This window comes from Chitinophaga terrae (ex Kim and Jung 2007) (genome assembly GCF_900107795.1).
Lineage (GTDB): Bacteria > Bacteroidota > Bacteroidia > Chitinophagales > Chitinophagaceae > Chitinophaga > Chitinophaga terrae.
In genome coordinates this window covers 179,142-197,763 of sequence record NZ_FNRL01000010.1, presented here as the reverse complement: position 1 = coordinate 197,763, position 18,622 = coordinate 179,142, and the positions used below count along the sequence as shown (strand labels likewise).

Genomic DNA, 18,622 nt, shown 5'->3' with positions numbered 1-18,622 from the left:
AAAATGATCCGCAATATAATTACCTGCTGTTGTATGCTTTTATTCCTGTTGCCTGTCTCTTATGCCCAGGTAACAGATTACAACCTGATGAAGGAAAAAGTATACCTCCATACAAACCATGTGATCTTTCAACCGGGAGAACCTGTCTTTTATAAGATCTATCTCGTGAACGCACAAACGCAAAAGCCTTCTATGGTCAGCAAAGTAGCTTATGTAGAGATACTGAACCCGGCTGGTAATGTGGTAAAAAAACAGACATATAAGATAGAAGATGGTTATGCTGAAGGGTCGTACGAGATAGGCGTTAATGATGCAGGCGGTATCTACAAGCTGAGAGCCTACACTTCATTGATGAGGAACGAAAGCGATACCGGTTTCTTTACAAAAGAAATTACAGTACAGAAAGTAGTAGCGCCCCGTATCCTGATGAAACTGGAATTTCCACGCAAAGGCTACGGCCCCGGAGATGCAGTTGCAGCTACACTTACCGTCCGCAACCTGGCTGATAAACCGCTGGCTGATCATTCTTTCTCCTTTACTGCTACCATTGCCGGCAAGGCGCTGTTGAAGCAACAGGGGAAAACAGGTAAAGATGGCAAGGCTGAAATACGGTTCCCGTTGCCGACAGACCTGGCCAGCAATGATGGCTTACTGGCTGTAACGCTGACGGAAGATGGTTTTACTGAATCCATCTCCAGGAGTATTCCAATTGTATTGGGGAAGATCGACCTGCAATTGATGCCCGAAGGCGGTACCCTGGTGGCCGGCCTGCCCGCGAATATTGCATTTAAAGCAGTGAATGAATTCGGGAAGCCGGCAGACGTAAGCGGGGCAGTGATCAATAAGAACGGTCAGGCAGTAGCTGTTTTTAACAGCTTCTATGGAGGTATGGGATCATTTGAGTTTACTCCCCAACATGGCGAACAGTATACAGTGAGGATCACCCGGCCTCTCAATATCAGCCAGGTATATGCCTTCCCTGGATTCTCGGACCATGGTGTGGTCATGCACTGGAAAACAGGCGTAGGGCAACCTGCCGTCACGCTTCGGGCAACCGATGCCATGCAGCTTAAGCTGGTAGGAACTATTAAAGGAAAGGAATACTATAGAAAAGATATCTCCGTAGCAAAGGGAGAGCAAACAATAGTTGTAGACCCGGCCAACTTCCCCGCAGGTATTGCCCAGTTCACGCTCGAAACCAGCAATGGTCTGCCTGTGGCCGAACGGTTGCTGTTCCTGAATCCCGGTAAGCTGCTGAAAGTCAGTGTAACGCCGGACAAACAGGTATACCTGCCAAGGGAAAAAGTTGTTTTGAAACTGAAAACAACAGATCAAAACGGTACGCCTGTTCCAGCGAATCTCTCTTTATCTGTAGTGGATGACAAGCTTTGGACTTATATGGACGACAAACAGGATAATATCCTTTCCTGGTTGTTAATGAGTTCGGAACTAAAAGGAAAGATCGACTATCCCACCTTTTACTTCCGGAAAGATGAACCTAAAGCCACGCCGGCATTGGACCTGGTGATGCTTACCAACGGTTACAGGTATTTCGATTATATACCAGAGGTATTGAAAGACGGGAAACTGAAATTCTTCCCTGACGAAAGCCGTACGTTGAGCGGAACAATTGTAAACCGGGAAAAGAAACCGGTGAAAGCGGAAGTCTTGCTGCTAAGATTATCGAACAGGCAACAGGCGTTGAGAGTGGTCACAGGGGCAAACGGCGCCTTCTATTTCCCGGATCTCAACTGGAATGAAAGGTACTATATGATCGCCCGCTCGCTGGAACGGAAGGAAATGGTAAGCATACAGCTGACCATTAACGGGTACGGGCCTAAAGCGCAATATGTAGACAAAGATCAATATGCGCTGCCTATGGGCAAGATGCCTGTCCCTAAAGCAACAGAGCTGGATAAGCTGTTTGAGGCGCCGTCGCCGGGCGATTCCAAAAGCCTCCAGGATGTTGTCGTAGTTGGTTACGGCATAACGAAAAAAGCGAACCTTACAGGATCGGTGGCTATGATCAGATCGACAGATTTAGTATCTGCAGAACTGACTGGCCTGCTTCAGGGGCGGGTTGCAGGATTAGAAGTATCGCCTCTTCAACAGGGAACGCCCGGAGGAGCGATAAGGATAAGAGGCGCTTCAGCCGTCAATAATACGCCGCCGTTAATACTGGTAGATGGCGTACCCTCACTAAATGGGGTAAACGAAATTGACATCAATAATATCAGCTCTATTACCGTATTGAAAGATGCCACCGCCACCGCTATTTACGGTAGCAGGGCAGCCAATGGGGTGATTGTTATTACCACTAAAACCAATGAGCGGGAACGGGTGAAATTTGATCTTGGAAAAAAGAACCTCTATGCTACCATGTTCCTGCCCTGGGATGAATCCAACTATACAGTAGCCCGGCGTTTCTATGCGCCCACCTACGGCACTACCAGAGTAAGCCGGCGGGAAGATTTCAGGGAAAACATCTACTGGAATCCTGTAGTGCAAACAGACGAACAGGGAGAGGCAGTGGTGCAGTTCTACAATTCAGATGCAGCTACCACGTTCCGGGCAATCACGGAAGGCGTTGGCTGGAATGGAACATTGGGCAGCGCTGAAACCACTTATGCCACCCAAAACCAGTTGCAGTTGGATCTGAAAATTCCATATAACCTTTCAGTAGGCGATAAGCCAATGGCGCCACTGACCCTTAAGAATAACAGCTCAGAAGACCTGAAGCTGAATATCGGCGTACGGACTCCCGATATCTTAAACACCGGTAAGTTCGATGCATTTGTTAGCGTGGCGGCCAACAGCAGCAGGCAGGTACTGATCCCGCTGGAAGTAGTAGCCGCGGGGCAGGGCGAGATCGCCGTAACGGTAGCGGATGGCGATAATAAAGAAACCATCGCGCTCCCTGTTAGCGCCATCGAAAAAGGATTCCCGGTGATTCATACCATGGCCGGCGACAGGTCTGTAACCCGTAAATTCAATATTAAAGATCCGGTTCCGGGAAGCATCAGTACCCGGCTGAAAGTATTTACATCGCCGGAAGGACAGCTGCTCGACGGCATAGCCGATATGCTCCGCGAACCTTATGGATGTTTTGAACAAACTTCTTCTATTACCTATCCGAATATCCTCATTCTTAAATACCTGAAAGAAACAAATAAGGCAAACAGGGAAGTGGAATCGCAGGCGCTGGAATATATTGAAAAAGGATACCATCGCTTGCTCAGTTTCGAAACTCCGGTGAATGGCTTCGAATGGTTTGGGCATACACCTCCACATGAGGCCCTTACGGCTTATGGCCTGCTGGAGTTTACAGAAATGAACGCCTTCCTGAATGTAGACAAGAAGATGCTGGCAAGAACAAAAGAATTTTTACTGAGCAGGCGAGATGGAAACGGGGGATTTAACCTGTCGGCAAAAGGATACGACAAGTTTGCATCAGTTCCTAACGCGGTTGCAAATATCTATATCGTGTACGCCTTGTCGCAGGCGGGAATGGGGGCCGAAATAGAAACCGAATACCAGGCTGCCTTAAAGCAGGCAGTAAAAACAGAAGACGCTTACCAGCTGGCCATGATGGCATTGGCTGCCAGTAATATGAAAAAAGTAGCAGATTATGACAGGTTGATGTATATGTTGCAAACACATGAAGAAAAAGGAACTTTAAAGGCAGAAACCTCGGTAGTGAATTCCAGGGATCAGTCATTGAAGCTGGAAACCCAGGCGCTTTATGCATTGGCTTTATGCCGGGCGAAAGAACCCAATATCGGTAAGATCGCTATGGTGATATCCGGTATCCTGGCAGGAAAAAGCTACTACGGTTACGGCAGTACGCAGGCTACGGTGCTGGCCCTGCAGGCGACGATAGAATATATGAAGCTGAAAGGGGCAACAGCTGAAAGCAAGATCACCTGTTCGATAGACGGCAGTTTTGTATCGCCTAAACAGTCTATCGCTTTATCCGGCGGGCAGCATACGTTTAAGGCAGATTATCATGGCAAAGACCCCGGAACGCCTTATTGCCTTGAAGTGGCTTACAGCAGCCTCATACCGGAAAACAGTGACGCGGCGGTATTAAAACTGAATACAACTCTTTCGAACCGCAGCGTTAAGATAGGCGAGACCGTTAGATTAAGCATTGAAGTACAAAACCTGAAGAATGAACTTCAGCCCATGTCGATTGCGAAGATCGCTATTCCTGCCGGGTTGTCGCTGCAGCCATGGCAACTGAAGGAAATTTCGGAACAAAAACAGGTGGCCTATTACGAGCTGTTTGACGGCTACCTGGTGCTATATTGGATGGGCTTTGCACCTAACGAAAAGAAAAAAGTCAACCTGGATCTGAAAGCGGATATCCCCGGCGCCTACCGGTCGAAAGCCAGCAACTGCTACCTGTATTATACGCCTGAACACAAGCACTGGAACGAAGGCAGCAGTATAGAAGTGATCCCTTAGGTACATTGTTGATAAGTTGAAATGAGAGGAAGCCGGCCATCAATTAAAGCCGTTAACTTCCTCTCATTTTAATTATATTAAGTTCAGAATCTATCGGCTATGAAAAAAACATCTTTGTTACTCGTGTTAGTGATCAGCTTCACTACATTGTTTGCCCGGCAGAAAGACACAGTGGCTACCCGTTTCTTTGATCATATCTCCAAACAGCAATGGACCAGCGCCATAAATATGATGGACGCCACGATGCGTCAAAATATCTCCGCGCAGCAGTTGGAAACCATCTGGGGGCAGCTGCAGCAGCAGTATGGTAAATGGAAAAGTTTTGACAAGAACGAAGTAACCAATGTGCAAGGCTACAAGGTTGTTCTGGCAACCAATACTTTCGATCGTGCCAGGATCGTTTTCCGCCTGGCGCTCGATAAGGAAAATAAGATAGCCGGTTTTTTTGTGGATGGGGTTACTCCTAACGCACCAAAGCTGAAGGAAGGAGAGAGTTCTGATTCTGTAAAAACAGAAGGAGGCACTTTGTATGGAACACTGATGGCGCCCCCGGGCGGCGCCAGCTGCCCCGTAATGTTGATCCTCGTCGGTTCAGGACCTATAGACAGGGATGGCGATAACAGTATTGTAAGAGCCTGGGATAGGAAAACATATGCTTTGCTGGCGGAATCGCTGGCCGCTCAAGGTATCGCAACCCTGCGATACGATAAACGCTGGATAGGTCAAAGCCAGCCATTTAGCAAGCCGCATTCGCAGATCACGTTCTCCGACTATAAACAAGACGCCGGCGCTTGGATAAAACATCTCCGCAATAATAAAAGATTCTCTAAAGTGGGGGTACTGGGGCATAGCGAAGGGGGAGTGATAGGCATTATGCTGGCTTCTGCCGAACCGCTGGACAAACTTGTTTTGCTGGCAACGCCTGCAGAATCGGTAGATAAAATAGTGACGGAACAGTTGAAGTCGCGGCTCCCTGATTCTTTATTGCAAACGGTACCGGCTATGTTCAGGCAATTGGCGGCTGGCGGGCGTCCCGAAGTTCCGCAGGTATTGCAATGGCTCTTTAACGATTCCAATTTCGCCATTTGGAGAAGCGCTATGGAAGTAACGCCCTGTGACCTGCTGGCCAAAGTGCAGCATACTCCTGTTTTAATCATCAACGGCACTGCGGATGTGCAGGTGCCGGGCAGGCAGGCGGAGATGTTGCATGAATGCCTGCCATCTTCTGAACTGGTATTGTTAAAAGATGTAACCCACATGTTAAGGCCTTCCCAGGCGCCCCATGGCAGCGATCCTAACCCGCTGGATCCCAATATTTTACCAGCAGTGGCTGCTTTTGTTAAAAAATAACCGGCGCCAGGATTTGTACTTTGTTCGGACAAATTGTATATTTGTTCATACAAAGTATTAGCTAACGAAAAATCTCTGCGTTATGGTTGTTGTACAAACCATTTGGCACGAACTCATTGCCTTCCTGGGTATTTCCCAGATCATTGAGATCTGCAAAACCGGTAATTACAAGGTGTTGTTGACACTGAACGGTATCTTCTCCGCAATTTCGCCTCTTATACCGTTGCTGTTATTGATTGAGATCGGCCGGGCTATCTTTTACAAAAGGTTTAAGATAGAAGACTATAAAATGCCGTTCTTCATTTTTGTGGCCAACCGTTTTATCTCGAGATTCCTTTCTATTGCGGCGGTTGCATTTTGTATAGGCGTACTGGAAAAATATGCGTTGCTTTCTACCAATATGAAATGGTATTGGTTTATTTATGGATACATAGTCTGGGAGTTCTCGCATTTCATTTATCATTACCTGGGGCACAAGGTGAGGATCTTCTGGTGTTTGCATTCTACGCACCATGCGCCGGAATCAATGAACCTTTCCGTTACCTATGCACACTTCTTCCTGGAAGCGCCGTATGCAGATGTAATACGTACCAGCATCTGTATCCTGATGGGCGTAAATCCTCCTTTATTGTTCCTCATCATGTTTATAGATGGTACCTGGGGCGCGTTTATCCATGTGGGTGAGAACCTGATCAAGGATGGCCGCTTGGGCTTCCTGAACAAGATCATACTAACTCCTTCCCATCACCGGGTACACCATGCAAAGAACCCGTTGTATATGGATACCAATTTCTGCAACCTGCTCAATATCTGGGATAAGGTTTTTCATACCTACCAGGACGAAAGAAGGGATATGCATATAGAATACGGTATCAGCCGGGAGGTGAATCCTAATAATTTCTTTGATGTATACTTCGGGGAATTGTATTATTTATGGAAAGATATTGTGAAAGCGCCGGGACTTAAAAACAAGTTGCTCTATATCGTGATGCCTCCGGGCTGGAGCCATACCGGCGATCACAAAACTGCCAAAGTAGTGAAGCAGGCATTTATAGAGGAAGAAAAAGCTGCTATGGCTGCCGCTTCCCAACCTATGCCGGTAGCCGCTTCGGGCGCCGCATAACTACCGGTAAGGTACAAGAGATTTTTAATTGCTGATCTTAAGTGGTCGGGCGCACATAAAAAATATAGGTAGCCGGAAGGCTGCCTATATTTTTTTAAAGATCACTATACCGTTATGTCCGCCGAATCCGAACGTATTGCTCATGGCTACGTTTACAGGTTTTTCTATCGCTGTTTTTAATACGATAGGCATACCTGCCGGTATTTCGGCATCCAGTGTTTCTGTATTGATAGTAGGAGGGATGATGCCATTTTTGATGCTTAATACGCTGGCAATAGCCTCTACAGCGCCGGCTGCACCCAGCAGGTGACCGGTCATTGACTTCGTAGCGCTGATATGCAGGTGACCAGGCGCTGCACCGAATAAAGTACTGATAGCATGGATTTCACTGAGATCGCCAACCGGGGTGGAGGTAGCATGAGCATTCAGGTAATTTACATCTTCTTTGTTCAATCCCGCATCTTTCAACGCAAACTCCATAGCCCGGCGCGCTCCAAGTCCTTCCGGGTGGGTAGCGGTCATATGATATGCATCCGCCGTCATAGCAGCTCCCGCCACTTCTGCGTAGATCTTTGCGCCTCTCGCTTTTGCATGTTCATATTCTTCCAGAATCAATGCGCCCGCACCTTCTCCCATTACAAAACCATCCCTGTTTACATCAAACGGGCGGGAAGCTGTGGCCGGGTCATCATTCCGTGCAGACATCGCCTTCATTGCGCAGAACCCTCCCACGGAAGCGGGAGTGATGGGCGCTTCCGAGCCTCCTGTAACAATCACTTTCGCCTTACCCAAACGGATATACGTTAATGCATCCATAATCGCGGTGTTGGTAGTAGCGCAGGCAGAAACAGTTGTATAGTTGATCCCCATCAGACCATATTGTATGGAGATCATACCCGCCGCCATATTGGTGATCAGCTTAGGTACAAAATAAGGACTGAAACGAGGCTGGTAATTGCCGGTTACATATTCTGTCACCTGCTCTTCAAAGGTAAGCATGCCGCCCTGGCCTGATCCCCATATCACGCCTGAGTCGAAAGGGTCCATCTTTGAAAAATCCAGCCCCGAATCTGTGATCGCCTGTGCAGCCGCTACCAGCGCATATTGCGTGAACGGGTCTGTTTTCCGCAACACTGCTTTATCCAGCCACTGCGATGCATTGAAGTTCTTCAGCTCACAGGCGAAACGTGTCCTGAACAAGCTGGCGTCGAAGTGCTGTATGTTGGCCGCGCCACTTTTCCCGTTTATCAAACTATCCCAGAATTCCTGCAGATTATTGCCAATTGGAGATAAAGCGCCCATCCCGGTGATAACTACTCTTTTCATATGAAATTGATTTTAAGAACGCAGGTCTTCCAGCAACTGCCCGGTGATCTGCCTGAAAATTACTTGTCCTTTGATTCTTGACATTAAGAGGGAGGATTGCAAATTTGTGATGATTAGGAGCGCCCTGGTAGCCGCCGGCCCTGTAAATTTCAGCAGGCCTTTGTTTCTCCCGGCTTCAAGGCAGGCGGTAAGCCAGCTAAGGATATTATCCGACATCTCGCGGACCTTCGCCTGCATGGCAGGTTCCAAAGTTTTGAAGTCGCTTGCCAGGGAGGCCACCAGGCAAATATTCTCATCCCGGCTATATCGCTCAAACACTTCAAACAGCTTCATTATCTGCTCATCTTCCGGCAAAGCCGCCCATTCAGCGGTTTTAACAATAAACCCGCTGATCTCCCGCTCCACCACAGCTATGCCCAGATCCGCCTTCGCGGGGAAATGGTAATGAACTGCTGCATTTTTTATCGACAAGGGAGCCGATATGTCTTTGTAACTGAATGCGTTATATCCCCTGGCCCTAACCAGGCGATCCGCTGTTTCCACTATCTTTTCTTTAGTATCCATTGCGGGGGCTAAGTTACTTACTTATTAGTAAGTAAACAAATGTTTTAGGTTTCACGCAAAGTTGCAAAGGAGGCAAAGAGCGCAAAGGATTTTGTTAAGAGAAATAAGGAAGCAAAGAGAGCGAAGATTAAACTTTGCTCTCTTTGTTTTCCTAAAACCGCTTCGGTCACAATTCTTTGCTTCCTTATTTCTCTTAACAAAATCATTTGCGCTCTTTGCTAACTCTGCGTCTCTGCGTGCCCTCACGCGCCTTTGCGCGCCGCCTTTTTCAACGCGATTTTGTATTTATCGGGTGTACCGCTAACATTGATGCTCATGAACCGCACATTTTTATCCTTGTCCCGGTATTCGATTTCGTCTACCTGGTCTACGTTCACTTCTTCCCGTTTTCTTCCGAATAATGCCTGCCAGCCTACCTGGGTAACCATTTTCATAGGGATACGGAGATAGTAATCCATTTTCAGATCCAGCGACTGGGTGCCGGATACTTCAATGAAGCCAAGAGAGGAGTTGATGTTCATGTTCGGGATCTGCAAGACGCCGTTCTTCAACGTCAGTTTATTGCGGAGGGTATCAAACCTTACCATGCGCAGGTTCTTGTCTTTGAAGTAACCTGCCATCGCCTGCATAGGACCGAAGTCGATAAGTGATCCGTCCCGGATCTCGATGTCGAGCTGCGATTCTGTTTCGCTTAAAACAGGCGTCAGATCTGGGTGCAGGCGTATATAGCTTTTGATCCTGCCGCTTACAATCCCTTTGAGGTTGTTGTTCAGGATAACATCTTGCCCGAAATTATCGAACTTGATCAGCATTTTTGTGATATCCACGTTGCTCAGGTATATGCCATTGCGGAAGTAAAGTTTATTTGGGTCTGCCGCATTTAAAACGCCCCGCATCCCGATGTATCCACCGGCAATGCCAACTCCGAGGGTATCGATCTTTATCTTCTTATCTTCCCGCATGTGGGCAACTGCCTTTACATTTTTCAGCCAGAGCTTTTTATACTTCACCTTGTTTACGGCTACATCCAGCTCAAATGCTGAGAATGGGATCTTAAATATATTGAAGCCCGCTGCATGCAGCGAGTCGTTTTCTTTTACAGTGGTTTTTCTCACGGGCGCATTGGCAGTTGGAGCGTGGTCTGTAAAATCATAGTTCATCAATTCATCAACATCCAGCATATTGGATTTAAAGCGGAAATAGTTGCTGCGTGTAGCCAGCGTATCCTTTTTCCGTTTTCCCGTTGCGTAGCGCATATTCAGATCAAAGTCGGTACGCCCGATCTTTCCTGTGAGGCTGTCGATCACGAGGTATTTATTGTTCCCGTATTTAATACGGCCGCTCACTTTCTCTACCTTGAAGGGGTGTTGTTTCAGGGTACCTGAAATGTTGGCGATCCTGGCATCCATCCGTTTGAAGGTAGTGTCGTATCTGAGGTTGATCTTAGATCGCAGCCATACATTGCTGGCTTTTTCATACCAATAGCCTTGCGGGATAAACTTGCGTCCCCTCGGGCCAATGAGATCATTCACCGCGAGCCGGGGCGCTTTGAAATCGAACGCGATCTCCGTATTCCCTGTTTTGACAGGATCGAACCAGACCTTGTAGTTGATCAGTCGGCCCATCAGCGCGAAACTGCTGCTATCGATATGCCCGCTGAAATTTTGCATACGCAGTGACGAGTCATTGATCACCACGGCTGCGTTAAAATCGTGCAAGGCATGCGGGTACTCCTTAAACCTGGCGTTCAGGTTGGTGATCTTGAAAGTGCCTTTAGGCAAAGGCTTCGGATGTAAAAGTTCATTCACGGAAGTTTCCAGCGCCAGGCCGATATTGAATCCATTGATCACTTCTTTCGACAATACCTGGTGAGAAGAATCAAACTTTATAAACTCATTTAATTTCAGTTGCCTGCTGGCAGCGCTGAACGTTACTGCCACCGGTTTGTCCTGTTTATGGAAAAGAGCGGGGAGGTCGCTGATACTGCCTTTGGCAAAGATATCGGAGCTGCCTATATGAAAACCAACGGAATCAAGTCGCAGTTTGCCCTGCTCCACTTCCGCATGGATGTTCATATTCTTTACAGGCAGGTGATAGCCGGGTATATTAAAGGAAAGATTGCGCACGGTCAGTTCACTTTGCACCCCGTCTTTCAGTTTGGCCAGGTTGGCTTCCGGGATGCGCATATCTACCATCTCCCTGAAATTCATATTCAGCTTGATTTCGCCGGTGATCTGCTCCAGGTCTTTGATCCCCAGGAACTCGCCTATGAACCGCAGGTTCAGTTCGGAGTAGACCTGCATAATGATCTGCGGATCATTGAAGTTCTTCATGATGAAATTGCCTTTAAACGTACCTGTACCGGGGCGGGCGTTGAAATTCAGTATATGCAGTTCTGAGGTTTCAAGATTGTGTGCGGCGCCGTTGGAATAAAATCCTTTAAAGCCTACCTGGTCTACTTTCCGGTCCTTTTCTTTGTTTTGGAAATACACATCCTCGAAGCCGAAATTAACCTCTATCAGGGGCATGGTGTCTTTACTGACAGGCCCTTTCACAATTCCCTGGAAGAAGATACGGCCATCGTGTTTGTACCTGTTGAGCATGGAGGCTACGTCTTCCGGCACGGCTGCCAGCAACAGGTTCATGTCGGGTTTGTCGCCTTTTATTTCCAGGTCTACCGCCTGCTGGCTCAGTTTTCCTTTAACGGCAAGGGAGGCGTCTTCCAGTTTTATATTTCCGTCGGGTATGGTAACAGATCGCTGGCGTTGATCATACACCGCATCAATGTTGAACTTCAGGTGCTTGTTCCTGAATAAACTGGTGTCTTTCATTCCCGTGATATTCAGCTTTAGCTGGCTGTCCATATTCACGGCAATTTTGCTGCTATCCATTGAAAACCCTGCTTTGACCTTGTCTACGAATGTGTTGATCATTAAGCCGGAAGCGGCGTCGTGATAGGTAATATCTATATTTTTAAGAATGATCTTTTTTAGATCGAGGTTCAGCGCTTCAGCAGAATCTGTTGCAGCGGCAGGCCCGGTAGATTTGAACTCATGGGCTTTAATAAGATCCACATCCCCATTGGCGGCACGTAGCATTTGTACATGGCCGTCGGCCAACACGAGTATCCGTACATTATAATGTTGCTGCAACAGGTCGGGCAGGCTGAAACCGATATACAGGCGTTTCAGCTGGTAGAGCGGTTTCCCCTTCATTTGCTTGGTAGCAAAGAATTGTACATCATGCAAGGCGATGGAGATGTAAGGGAAGTTGGCAAATGGCGAAATGCTGCTGTTGCCGATCACCAGTTCTCCGGGAAATTGTTTGTTCAGTTCTTTGACGGCCATCTGTGTGAGCCGTTCCTGTTGGCTGTATAGTATGCCGCCCCCGATCGTTAGCAGGAGTATGAAAATACCTGCAATGACTAATGCGAGGCGTAAGATCTTTTTTCCTTTCTTCATAAATATGGCCCTTTCGATACGTTAAAAATATTAAAAATATCACTGGGGAAATTACCAGTGCTGGCATTGGCGTTATTTTTTGTTTACTTTTAACGATTCATTTTAATAGTAGTTACATGAAAAGATGGATTCCACTGCTGTTATTGGCAGGAAGTACGCAATTTGCAGTTGCTCAGAAGAACAAGAAAAAAGAGTATTCAGGAAACCCCGTATTCCCGGGGTGGTACGCTGATCCGGAAGGCGTGGTATTTGGTAAACAGTACTGGATCTTCCCGACATTTTCTGCCGCTTATGAAAAGCAGGTGTTTTTTGACGCTTTTTCTTCCAACGATCTCACTACCTGGAAGAAACATGAAAGGATACTGGATACCGCTGCTGTTAAATGGGCTAAAAGAGCCATGTGGGCGCCCGCGATCGTAGAAAAGGACCATCGTTATTTCCTCTTTTTCGGCGCCAACGATATCCAGAATAACGAGGAGGTTGGCGGTATCGGCGTTGCCGTGGCAGATAAACCGGGAGGCCCGTACAAAGACTACCTGGGCAAACCGCTGGTAGACAAGATCATTAACAAGGCCCAACCCATTGATCAATACGTGTTCCACGATAGCGACGGAAAATATTACCTGATCTACGGCGGTTGGGGACATTGCAACATAGCGCAGTTAAAACCTGATTTCACCGGCTTTATCCCGTTTGATGATGGAACAACATTTAAAGAGATCACTCCTGAAAAATATGTAGAAGGACCTACCATGTTTATCCGGAATGGCAAATACTATTTTATGTGGTCGGAAGGCGGTTGGGGTGGTCCTGATTACAGCGTAGCTTACGCGATCGCAGATTCCCCGATGGGGCCCTTTAAAAGGATAGGGAAGATATTGCAGCAGGATCCTGCTATTGCTACAGGAGCCGGGCACCATTCTGTTATCAAAGTGCCGAAACAGGATAAATGGTTTATCGTGTATCATCGCCGCCCGCTCACAGAGAAACATGCCAATAGCCGTGAAACCTGCATCGATGTAATGGAATTTGACGAGAATGGATTTATCAAACCGGTGGTTATTACCAGGGAAGGGGTTAAGAGAACACCGATCCGGTAGCCGGTTTGGAAGATGTATCCGCAACGGGCGGGAATTGTTTCTTCCGATAATTAACGAATATGGCTGTAGCCACTGTGCCGCAGATCCCCGCCAGGAAAACCGTCAGGCGCGGACCCAGGTACTGGGCCACTACTCCTGTTAACAGGCTGCCGATAGGGATAATTCCCTGGTAGGCCATGATATAATAACTGATAGCCCTGGCCCTCATGCCCGGCGCTGCATGCGTTTGAATGTAGGTATTGATGGATGCGGTTTGCGCCATCATACCTACACCAGACAATGCCATAAACACCAGCGCCAGCGGCAACCAGCTGGCATAGGCCAGCAGTAATACGCTCAACGAAAATACCAGGCTGGCGGTGATCAGTATCTTCACCATATCTTTCCCCGCTTTCAACCTGGCCATGTAAATGGCAGAAAAGATAGAACCCAATCCAGCTGCACTCTCGAACCAGCTAAACGTTTTCGCATTTCCCTGGAATATTTCTTTTGCAAATAGGGGCATCAGCGTGTTGAAAGGGATAACCAGCAAGCTGCTGGCGGTAAGCATCAGCAATAAAGAAGCTATGTCTTTATTCTCTGACACATAATGAAATCCTTCATTCAATTCACTCCAGATGCTTCTCTCTGATTTCACGATCTCCGGCAGCTGCAGTTTCATAAGGAAGAGAGAAAGCAAGACAGGAAGATAGCTTAAGAAGTTAAGGAGGAAACAGACATCCTCGCCGAAGGCGCTCAGTAAAATACCCGCAAGGGCCGGTCCGGCTATCCTCGCAAAATTGGCCATAGTAGAATTAAGCGCAATAGCATTAGGAAGATCTTCCCTGTCGGTCACCATATCTACCATGAGCGATTGCCGGCAGGTTACGTCAAACGCGTTAATAACTCCCTGCACCAGCGATAAAAAGATGATTGCAGGGATATTATAGTATTTGAAGAGGATCAGTAATGCCAGGGCTAATGCCTGCAACAGCGATACTACCTGGGTTATGATGAGCAGGCGGTAACGGTTATGTCTTTCTATATAACTGCCGGCATAGGGCGATAAAAGCAAAGAGGGGATCAGGCTCACGAAACTTACCACACCCAATAAGAGGGCCGAATTGGTTAACCTGTAAACCAACCAGCAGACGGCTGTTTTCTGCATCCAGGTGCCGATTAGGGAGATGGATTGTCCTGAAAAAAAGAGCCTGAAATTGCGGGATTTCAACGCACGAAAAGCCTCCATATCTAAATATTCTTTATATCTGTCGTTAACACTGGTGCAAAGGTCGGCCAATTTGATATATTTGCTAAATAGATTGTTTTAATCATATTGATTAATAAAAACGATTGATCAAATGGAACTCCGGCAACTGACCTATTTCGCAAAAGCCGCTGAAATGTCGCATTTTACTGAGGCTGCGGCCAGCCTGTATATTACCCAGTCGACCTTATCGCAACAGATCAAACAACTGGAACAGGAGCTGGGCGTACAATTGTTTGATCGTATCGGTAAGCATGTGCAGTTAACGGAGGCAGGGCGGCTCTTTCTTCAACATACCAGGCAGGTGCTGCTGGAAGTGGAAAAAGGGAAGCAGGCCATGCAGGACCTGCAACAGGCCTTAAGAGGAGAATTGCGTATTGGCGTCACTTATGCATTCACTTCTTTATTGCTGCCGGCGTTAACCAGGTTTCCTTTGAAGTACCCGGGTATCTATCTCTCTATCGAATATGGTACAACCAACGACCTGGAAAATAAGCTGAGGGCTTCGGAGCTGGACCTGGTAATGGCTTTTCACCAGAAGGCAAAGTATAACGACCTGGAGGTCCTGGAGCTGTTCCAGTCGCAGATGGTGCTGGCGGTATCGGCCGGCAACCCGCTGGCAAAGGAGAAATCGATAGGGCTGCAGCAACTGAATGGAATGGATCTCATTTTCCCTGCCAGCGGTTTCAGCGCGCGCGATTCGCTGAACGAGGTGCTGGAGCGCAATAAGATCAAGCCGGCGGTGAAGCTGGAGGTTAACGATGTTCATGCTATCCTGAAGCTGGTGGAGAAAGGGCCCTGGGCTACTATCCTGAATGAGCGGGTGTTGCAGGGCTGGAAACGGCTGGTGGGCATTCCTATTGAGGGCAGGGAGTTGCAGCGGCGTGCATATCTTATCTGGCAGCGGGATGTTTACAGGAAAAAGGCGGCTGTTTTGTTTACAGAGGAGTTGCTGAAAGAAGTGAAGGCGGAAAATAAGAAGTGATCACCGGCAACAGCAAGGCGCTGCCGCCGGTTGACCACTTTAAAAAGTTATTGCAAGTTCAGGAAGAAATCGAACAGGCATTGATAGTGTTGCTGAAAGGCGAGTTTCATGGCTTTATAGTTAGCAAATCCTGTGCGGTTAGCTACATAGGTCAACGTATGTTGTTGTTCGGTGAGCAGGCGGAATAGCTGGTCCATTCTTTCCTGGTGGATCAGTTCTTCTACGGTAATGTAGAAGGTGGCCCTGAATGGTTCGTCCAGGAACTCCGGCACTACGTCGAATTTCCTGCATAATGTTTCTTTGCTATGTGCGGCAACGGGGTTTTGGATAATGTAGCGCGCTATCTCATTCAGCTTGGCGATATAGCTTTCGTGCAGCATGATAGGCGCGGGTGTTTCCAGGTAGTGGAGGTAGGTAAGGAAATATTCGTAAGCTTTCCTGTGCAGGTAATGTTCGGCTATTTCGCCAACCAGTTTGCAATTGATGATGCGTTGCATCAGCAGGTAGTTGACGAGGGTGGCGCGATAAGGGTGCCTGGGGGGAGTAAATTCCTGTGTTTCGTTAGAATCAATTGCGGCTTTTGGATTCAGTACCTGGAATAGCGGGTTTCGTTTGATCATCTCATGCAGGTAGATGCTGTCGAAGTTCACATGGAAGTGCATAACGAATTCGCGTTCCGGGAAGAGGTTTACCAGCTTTTCTTCTGCGGGCAGCTTAAGTTTCAGGGGAAAAGCGGGGTTATATTCCTGCAGGCCATTGAGGGAAGCGGGAACATAATCTTTGTCTGACAGCACAGTTGTGAGCCCGGTATCTTCGCTGAGATGAATAAGATGGTAATAGATCTGGAATTCTCGGAAAACGAGTTGCTGATCCAGGATGATCCCGTTCTCGTCAATATCTGTATAGTATTTGGCGTGGGGTATCAATTCTGATTGGAGGTATACTGGTACTTTTTCCAGCGGAACAAATGTTCGGTCTTGCCGCCGGTTGGCGAGCAGGTATTTCTTTTTCATTTGCTTCATGTGATACCTTATGAATGCTTATTTAAAATGTAGGGTGCTGTCTGCACTGAAGTAATAATCGGTTCCGGTCGTTGCTTTTACGCCTTCCAGCAGGAAGCTGAGCGGGGTGCTTTTTTCGAGCAGGGCGCTGAACTTCCTTTTGTTTAGATCCTGGTTATCCAAAACAGCTTTTACTCCGTACCATCTGAAGATGGATTCACAAACTTCATTGAGCGGGGTATCGGAGAAGCTATAAAGTCCTTTTTGCCATCCCAGTTCTACGGTTGCATTAAAGGGTTGCGTGCGCAGAGAGGTGGTTTGTTCATTGAAAATGGCTTGCTGGCCTGGTTTTACCAGCACTTCTTTTTTGCCAGCTTTTACTTTCACTTTACCATCTACCAGGCAAACGCGGATCTTAGAGTTATCATAGCTGTTGATATTGAAACTGGTGCCCAGTACTTCTACCGTGGTATGCGGCAGATGTACGAGGAAGGGTTGACGGGCCTGCGGTGCGATTTTCAGGTAGGCTTCACCGTTGACGGAGATCTCCCTGTTCCGGCCTTCAAATTTTGAGGGGAAGGAGAGGGTAGTGGCGGCGTTGAGGCTGACCAGCGATCCGTCGGGCAGTACTACGTCATATTTTTTGCCTGCCGGTACCTGTAAGGTGTTCTGGCCGGCGGGTAACCTGCTCAGGGTATTTAAATAAAGGATATTGTTTTTATTGCTGATCTGTTGGCCCTGTATGATCAATACGGCATCGGCTGTATCAAGAAGGATAACCGACTTATCTGCCAGTTGGAGGGTGACATGCTTTGCGTAGTTGATAGCTACCGGGGCAGAAGCAGCAGTAGGCCGGGACTTTTTCCAGGGGGCCACCTGCCATATGGCCATGGCAGTAGCGCCAAGTACTGCGGCGGCTATGGCGTATGGAAGCAGTATCTTGTACAGAGGTTTCTTAGGTTTAAAATCAATGACCTCCTTCCAGGGAGCAGGAGGAGCGGGAACCGGAGCGCCTGAAAGCATTTCCCATTTTTCCCTTACAACCGGATCTTCTTCAATCAGATCTTCTAACCATTGATCGTCAGCCGCGGAAATGATTCCCGCCAGCTTCTCTGTCATTAATTTATGTATTTCTTCTGCGCTATTCATGTACACTCTATAAAACCGATTTTTTTAATGGCCGGGGTATTCAGAAAAGCACTTTTTTTAAGGACGCTCTTAAAGCCCTTAGTGCGCTGGCTACCTGTTTTTTTACTGTTTCCTCACTGGTCTGCATTACAGCTGCTATCTCTTTCCTGGTTTTATGTTCCTGGTACGCCAGCCTGAAAGCAAGTGATTGACGTTCCGGCAGCTGGCTGATGGCAATTTCGAGTTGTGCTTTTAATTCATTGTTCTCTAACCTGCTCTGTGGAACGGTATATGCCTCCGGCAATATGATTTCTTTAAGACGTTTGGTGCGGGTAGCATCTTTGGCAATCTTGTTCAAACAACGATTCCGGATACTGATATAAAGAAAATTTTTTAACTCTGCGGAACTGTTAAAATCATTTTTCGCCCCCACATCTTTATGCCAAAAATCAATGAACAGGTCCTGGGCAACTTCCTGGGCTTCGGTTTCATCTTTCAACATAGAATAGGCAGTAACATACAACCAATGACGGTAGGTGTCATAGATATGCTGAAAGGCAGCCAGATCGCCGTCTTTCAGTTGTGCAAGCAATTCATTATCGTTGATAGATGCACTCATGCCAGATTAATTGATGAAAAGCTGCCAGGTGGTATAACCTGAGATGTTAGGGAATTTATATACGCGGTTCAAATAATAAATCGACAACACTCCTGAACTAAATAAGATCGAAAATAAGGTTTGAAATACGGCAGCAGTAACATGGGCATTTTTCCCATACGTCTGGCCCCTAATTATATTCGATTCTGTTGCAGGAACGGTTTTATTATTTGGATGCGGATTTGTTAATGAATTGTTATTCCATTAACCAGC

General features: G+C 47.3%; 12 protein-coding genes. 5 read left to right on the top strand and 7 right to left on the bottom strand.

Translation table 11 applies throughout. The features are described 5' to 3' along the window. Positions 1-3 precede the first annotated feature (3 nt). The 3 genes from BLV62_RS13090 to BLV62_RS13080 all read left to right on the top strand — a co-directional run bounded on the left by BLV62_RS13090 (position 4) and on the right by BLV62_RS13080 (position 6,940). Positions 4-4,467: a TonB-dependent receptor plug domain-containing protein gene (locus BLV62_RS13090; protein ID WP_168927754.1), complete on the top strand. Its 4,464-nt coding sequence runs from the start codon at positions 4-6 to the stop codon at positions 4,465-4,467. A 99-nt stretch (positions 4,468-4,566) separates the two neighbouring features. Further along, the gene (locus BLV62_RS13085; RefSeq protein ID WP_089762295.1) at positions 4,567-5,817 is read left to right on the top strand and encodes an alpha/beta fold hydrolase; all 1,251 of its coding nucleotides are present in this window, start codon (positions 4,567-4,569) and stop codon (positions 5,815-5,817) included. 82 nt (positions 5,818-5,899) lie between these two features. Next, on the top strand, positions 5,900-6,940 hold the full coding sequence (locus BLV62_RS13080; RefSeq protein ID WP_089762293.1) for a sterol desaturase family protein: 1,041 nt from the start codon (positions 5,900-5,902) through the stop codon (positions 6,938-6,940). An 84-nt stretch (positions 6,941-7,024) separates the two neighbouring features. On the opposite strand, the gene fabF is transcribed toward BLV62_RS13080, so the two are convergent. From fabF to BLV62_RS13065, 3 genes are all read right to left on the bottom strand, one after another. After that, the gene (gene fabF / locus BLV62_RS13075; protein ID WP_089762291.1) at positions 7,025-8,266 is read right to left on the bottom strand and encodes a beta-ketoacyl-ACP synthase II; all 1,242 of its coding nucleotides are present in this window, start codon (positions 8,264-8,266) and stop codon (positions 7,025-7,027) included. A 12-nt stretch (positions 8,267-8,278) separates the two neighbouring features. Beyond that, a complete protein-coding gene (locus tag BLV62_RS13070) occupies positions 8,279-8,830 on the bottom strand; it encodes a TetR/AcrR family transcriptional regulator (protein WP_089762289.1) in 552 nt (183 codons plus the stop codon). Positions 8,831-9,072: 242 nt separating this feature from the next. Further along, complete coding sequence (locus BLV62_RS13065) at positions 9,073-12,291, bottom strand: AsmA family protein (RefSeq protein ID WP_089762288.1); 3,219 nt, start codon at positions 12,289-12,291, stop codon at positions 9,073-9,075. 116 nt (positions 12,292-12,407) lie between these two features. On the opposite strand from BLV62_RS13065, the gene BLV62_RS13060 reads away from it, so the two are divergent. Continuing rightward, positions 12,408-13,391 (top strand): glycoside hydrolase family 43 protein, encoded by a 984-nt coding sequence (locus BLV62_RS13060; RefSeq protein WP_089762286.1) that lies wholly within the window; start codon positions 12,408-12,410, stop codon positions 13,389-13,391. Here the strand turns inward: BLV62_RS13060 and BLV62_RS13055 are convergent. After that, positions 13,369-14,619 (bottom strand): MFS transporter, encoded by a 1,251-nt coding sequence (locus BLV62_RS13055; RefSeq protein ID WP_089762342.1) that lies wholly within the window; start codon positions 14,617-14,619, stop codon positions 13,369-13,371. The two genes, BLV62_RS13060 and BLV62_RS13055, sit on opposite strands and share 23 nt — an antisense overlap. A gap of 112 nt (positions 14,620-14,731) precedes the next feature. Here BLV62_RS13055 and BLV62_RS13050 point away from each other — a divergent pair, with 112 nt between their 5' ends. Then, positions 14,732-15,622: a LysR substrate-binding domain-containing protein gene (locus tag BLV62_RS13050; RefSeq protein WP_089762284.1), complete on the top strand. Its 891-nt coding sequence runs from the start codon at positions 14,732-14,734 to the stop codon at positions 15,620-15,622. Positions 15,623-15,669: 47 nt separating this feature from the next. Here BLV62_RS13050 and BLV62_RS13045 read toward each other — a convergent pair whose 3' ends face one another. The 3 genes from BLV62_RS13045 to BLV62_RS13035 are packed head-to-tail and all read right to left on the bottom strand — an operon-like array spanning position 15,670 to position 18,370. Further along, the gene (locus tag BLV62_RS13045; RefSeq protein WP_089762282.1) at positions 15,670-16,644 is read right to left on the bottom strand and encodes a helix-turn-helix transcriptional regulator; all 975 of its coding nucleotides are present in this window, start codon (positions 16,642-16,644) and stop codon (positions 15,670-15,672) included. Between the two features lie 18 nt (positions 16,645-16,662). Further along, positions 16,663-17,772 carry a FecR family protein gene (locus BLV62_RS13040; RefSeq protein WP_089762280.1) on the bottom strand — a complete coding sequence of 370 codons (1,110 nt, stop codon included), beginning with the start codon at positions 17,770-17,772 and terminating at the stop codon, positions 16,663-16,665. A gap of 40 nt (positions 17,773-17,812) precedes the next feature. Next, positions 17,813-18,370 carry an RNA polymerase sigma factor gene (locus BLV62_RS13035; RefSeq protein WP_089762278.1) on the bottom strand — a complete coding sequence of 186 codons (558 nt, stop codon included), beginning with the start codon at positions 18,368-18,370 and terminating at the stop codon, positions 17,813-17,815. Between the last annotated feature and the right edge of the window lie 252 nt (positions 18,371-18,622).

Excerpts from the sequence above, each read along its gene's own strand:
- BLV62_RS13090 (WP_168927754.1), top strand. The coding sequence starts at position 4 with ATGATCCGCAATATAATTACCTGCTGTTGTATGCTTTTATTCCTGTTG.
- BLV62_RS13060 (WP_089762286.1), top strand. The coding sequence starts at position 12,408 with ATGAAAAGATGGATTCCACTGCTGTTATTGGCAGGAAGTACGCAATTT.
- BLV62_RS13050 (WP_089762284.1), top strand. The coding sequence starts at position 14,732 with ATGGAACTCCGGCAACTGACCTATTTCGCAAAAGCCGCTGAAATGTCG.
- BLV62_RS13045 (WP_089762282.1), bottom strand. The coding sequence starts at position 16,644 with ATGAAGCAAATGAAAAAGAAATACCTGCTCGCCAACCGGCGGCAAGAC.
- BLV62_RS13040 (WP_089762280.1), bottom strand. The coding sequence starts at position 17,772 with ATGAATAGCGCAGAAGAAATACATAAATTAATGACAGAGAAGCTGGCG.
- BLV62_RS13085 (WP_089762295.1), top strand. The coding sequence starts at position 4,567 with ATGAAAAAAACATCTTTGTTACTCGTGTTAGTGATCAGCTTCACTACA.
- BLV62_RS13080 (WP_089762293.1), top strand. The coding sequence starts at position 5,900 with ATGGTTGTTGTACAAACCATTTGGCACGAACTCATTGCCTTCCTGGGT.
- BLV62_RS13070 (WP_089762289.1), bottom strand. The coding sequence starts at position 8,830 with ATGGATACTAAAGAAAAGATAGTGGAAACAGCGGATCGCCTGGTTAGG.
- fabF (WP_089762291.1), bottom strand. The coding sequence starts at position 8,266 with ATGAAAAGAGTAGTTATCACCGGGATGGGCGCTTTATCTCCAATTGGC.
- BLV62_RS13035 (WP_089762278.1), bottom strand. The coding sequence starts at position 18,370 with ATGAGTGCATCTATCAACGATAATGAATTGCTTGCACAACTGAAAGAC.
- BLV62_RS13065 (WP_089762288.1), bottom strand. The coding sequence starts at position 12,291 with ATGAAGAAAGGAAAAAAGATCTTACGCCTCGCATTAGTCATTGCAGGT.
- BLV62_RS13055 (WP_089762342.1), bottom strand. The coding sequence starts at position 14,619 with ATGGAGGCTTTTCGTGCGTTGAAATCCCGCAATTTCAGGCTCTTTTTT.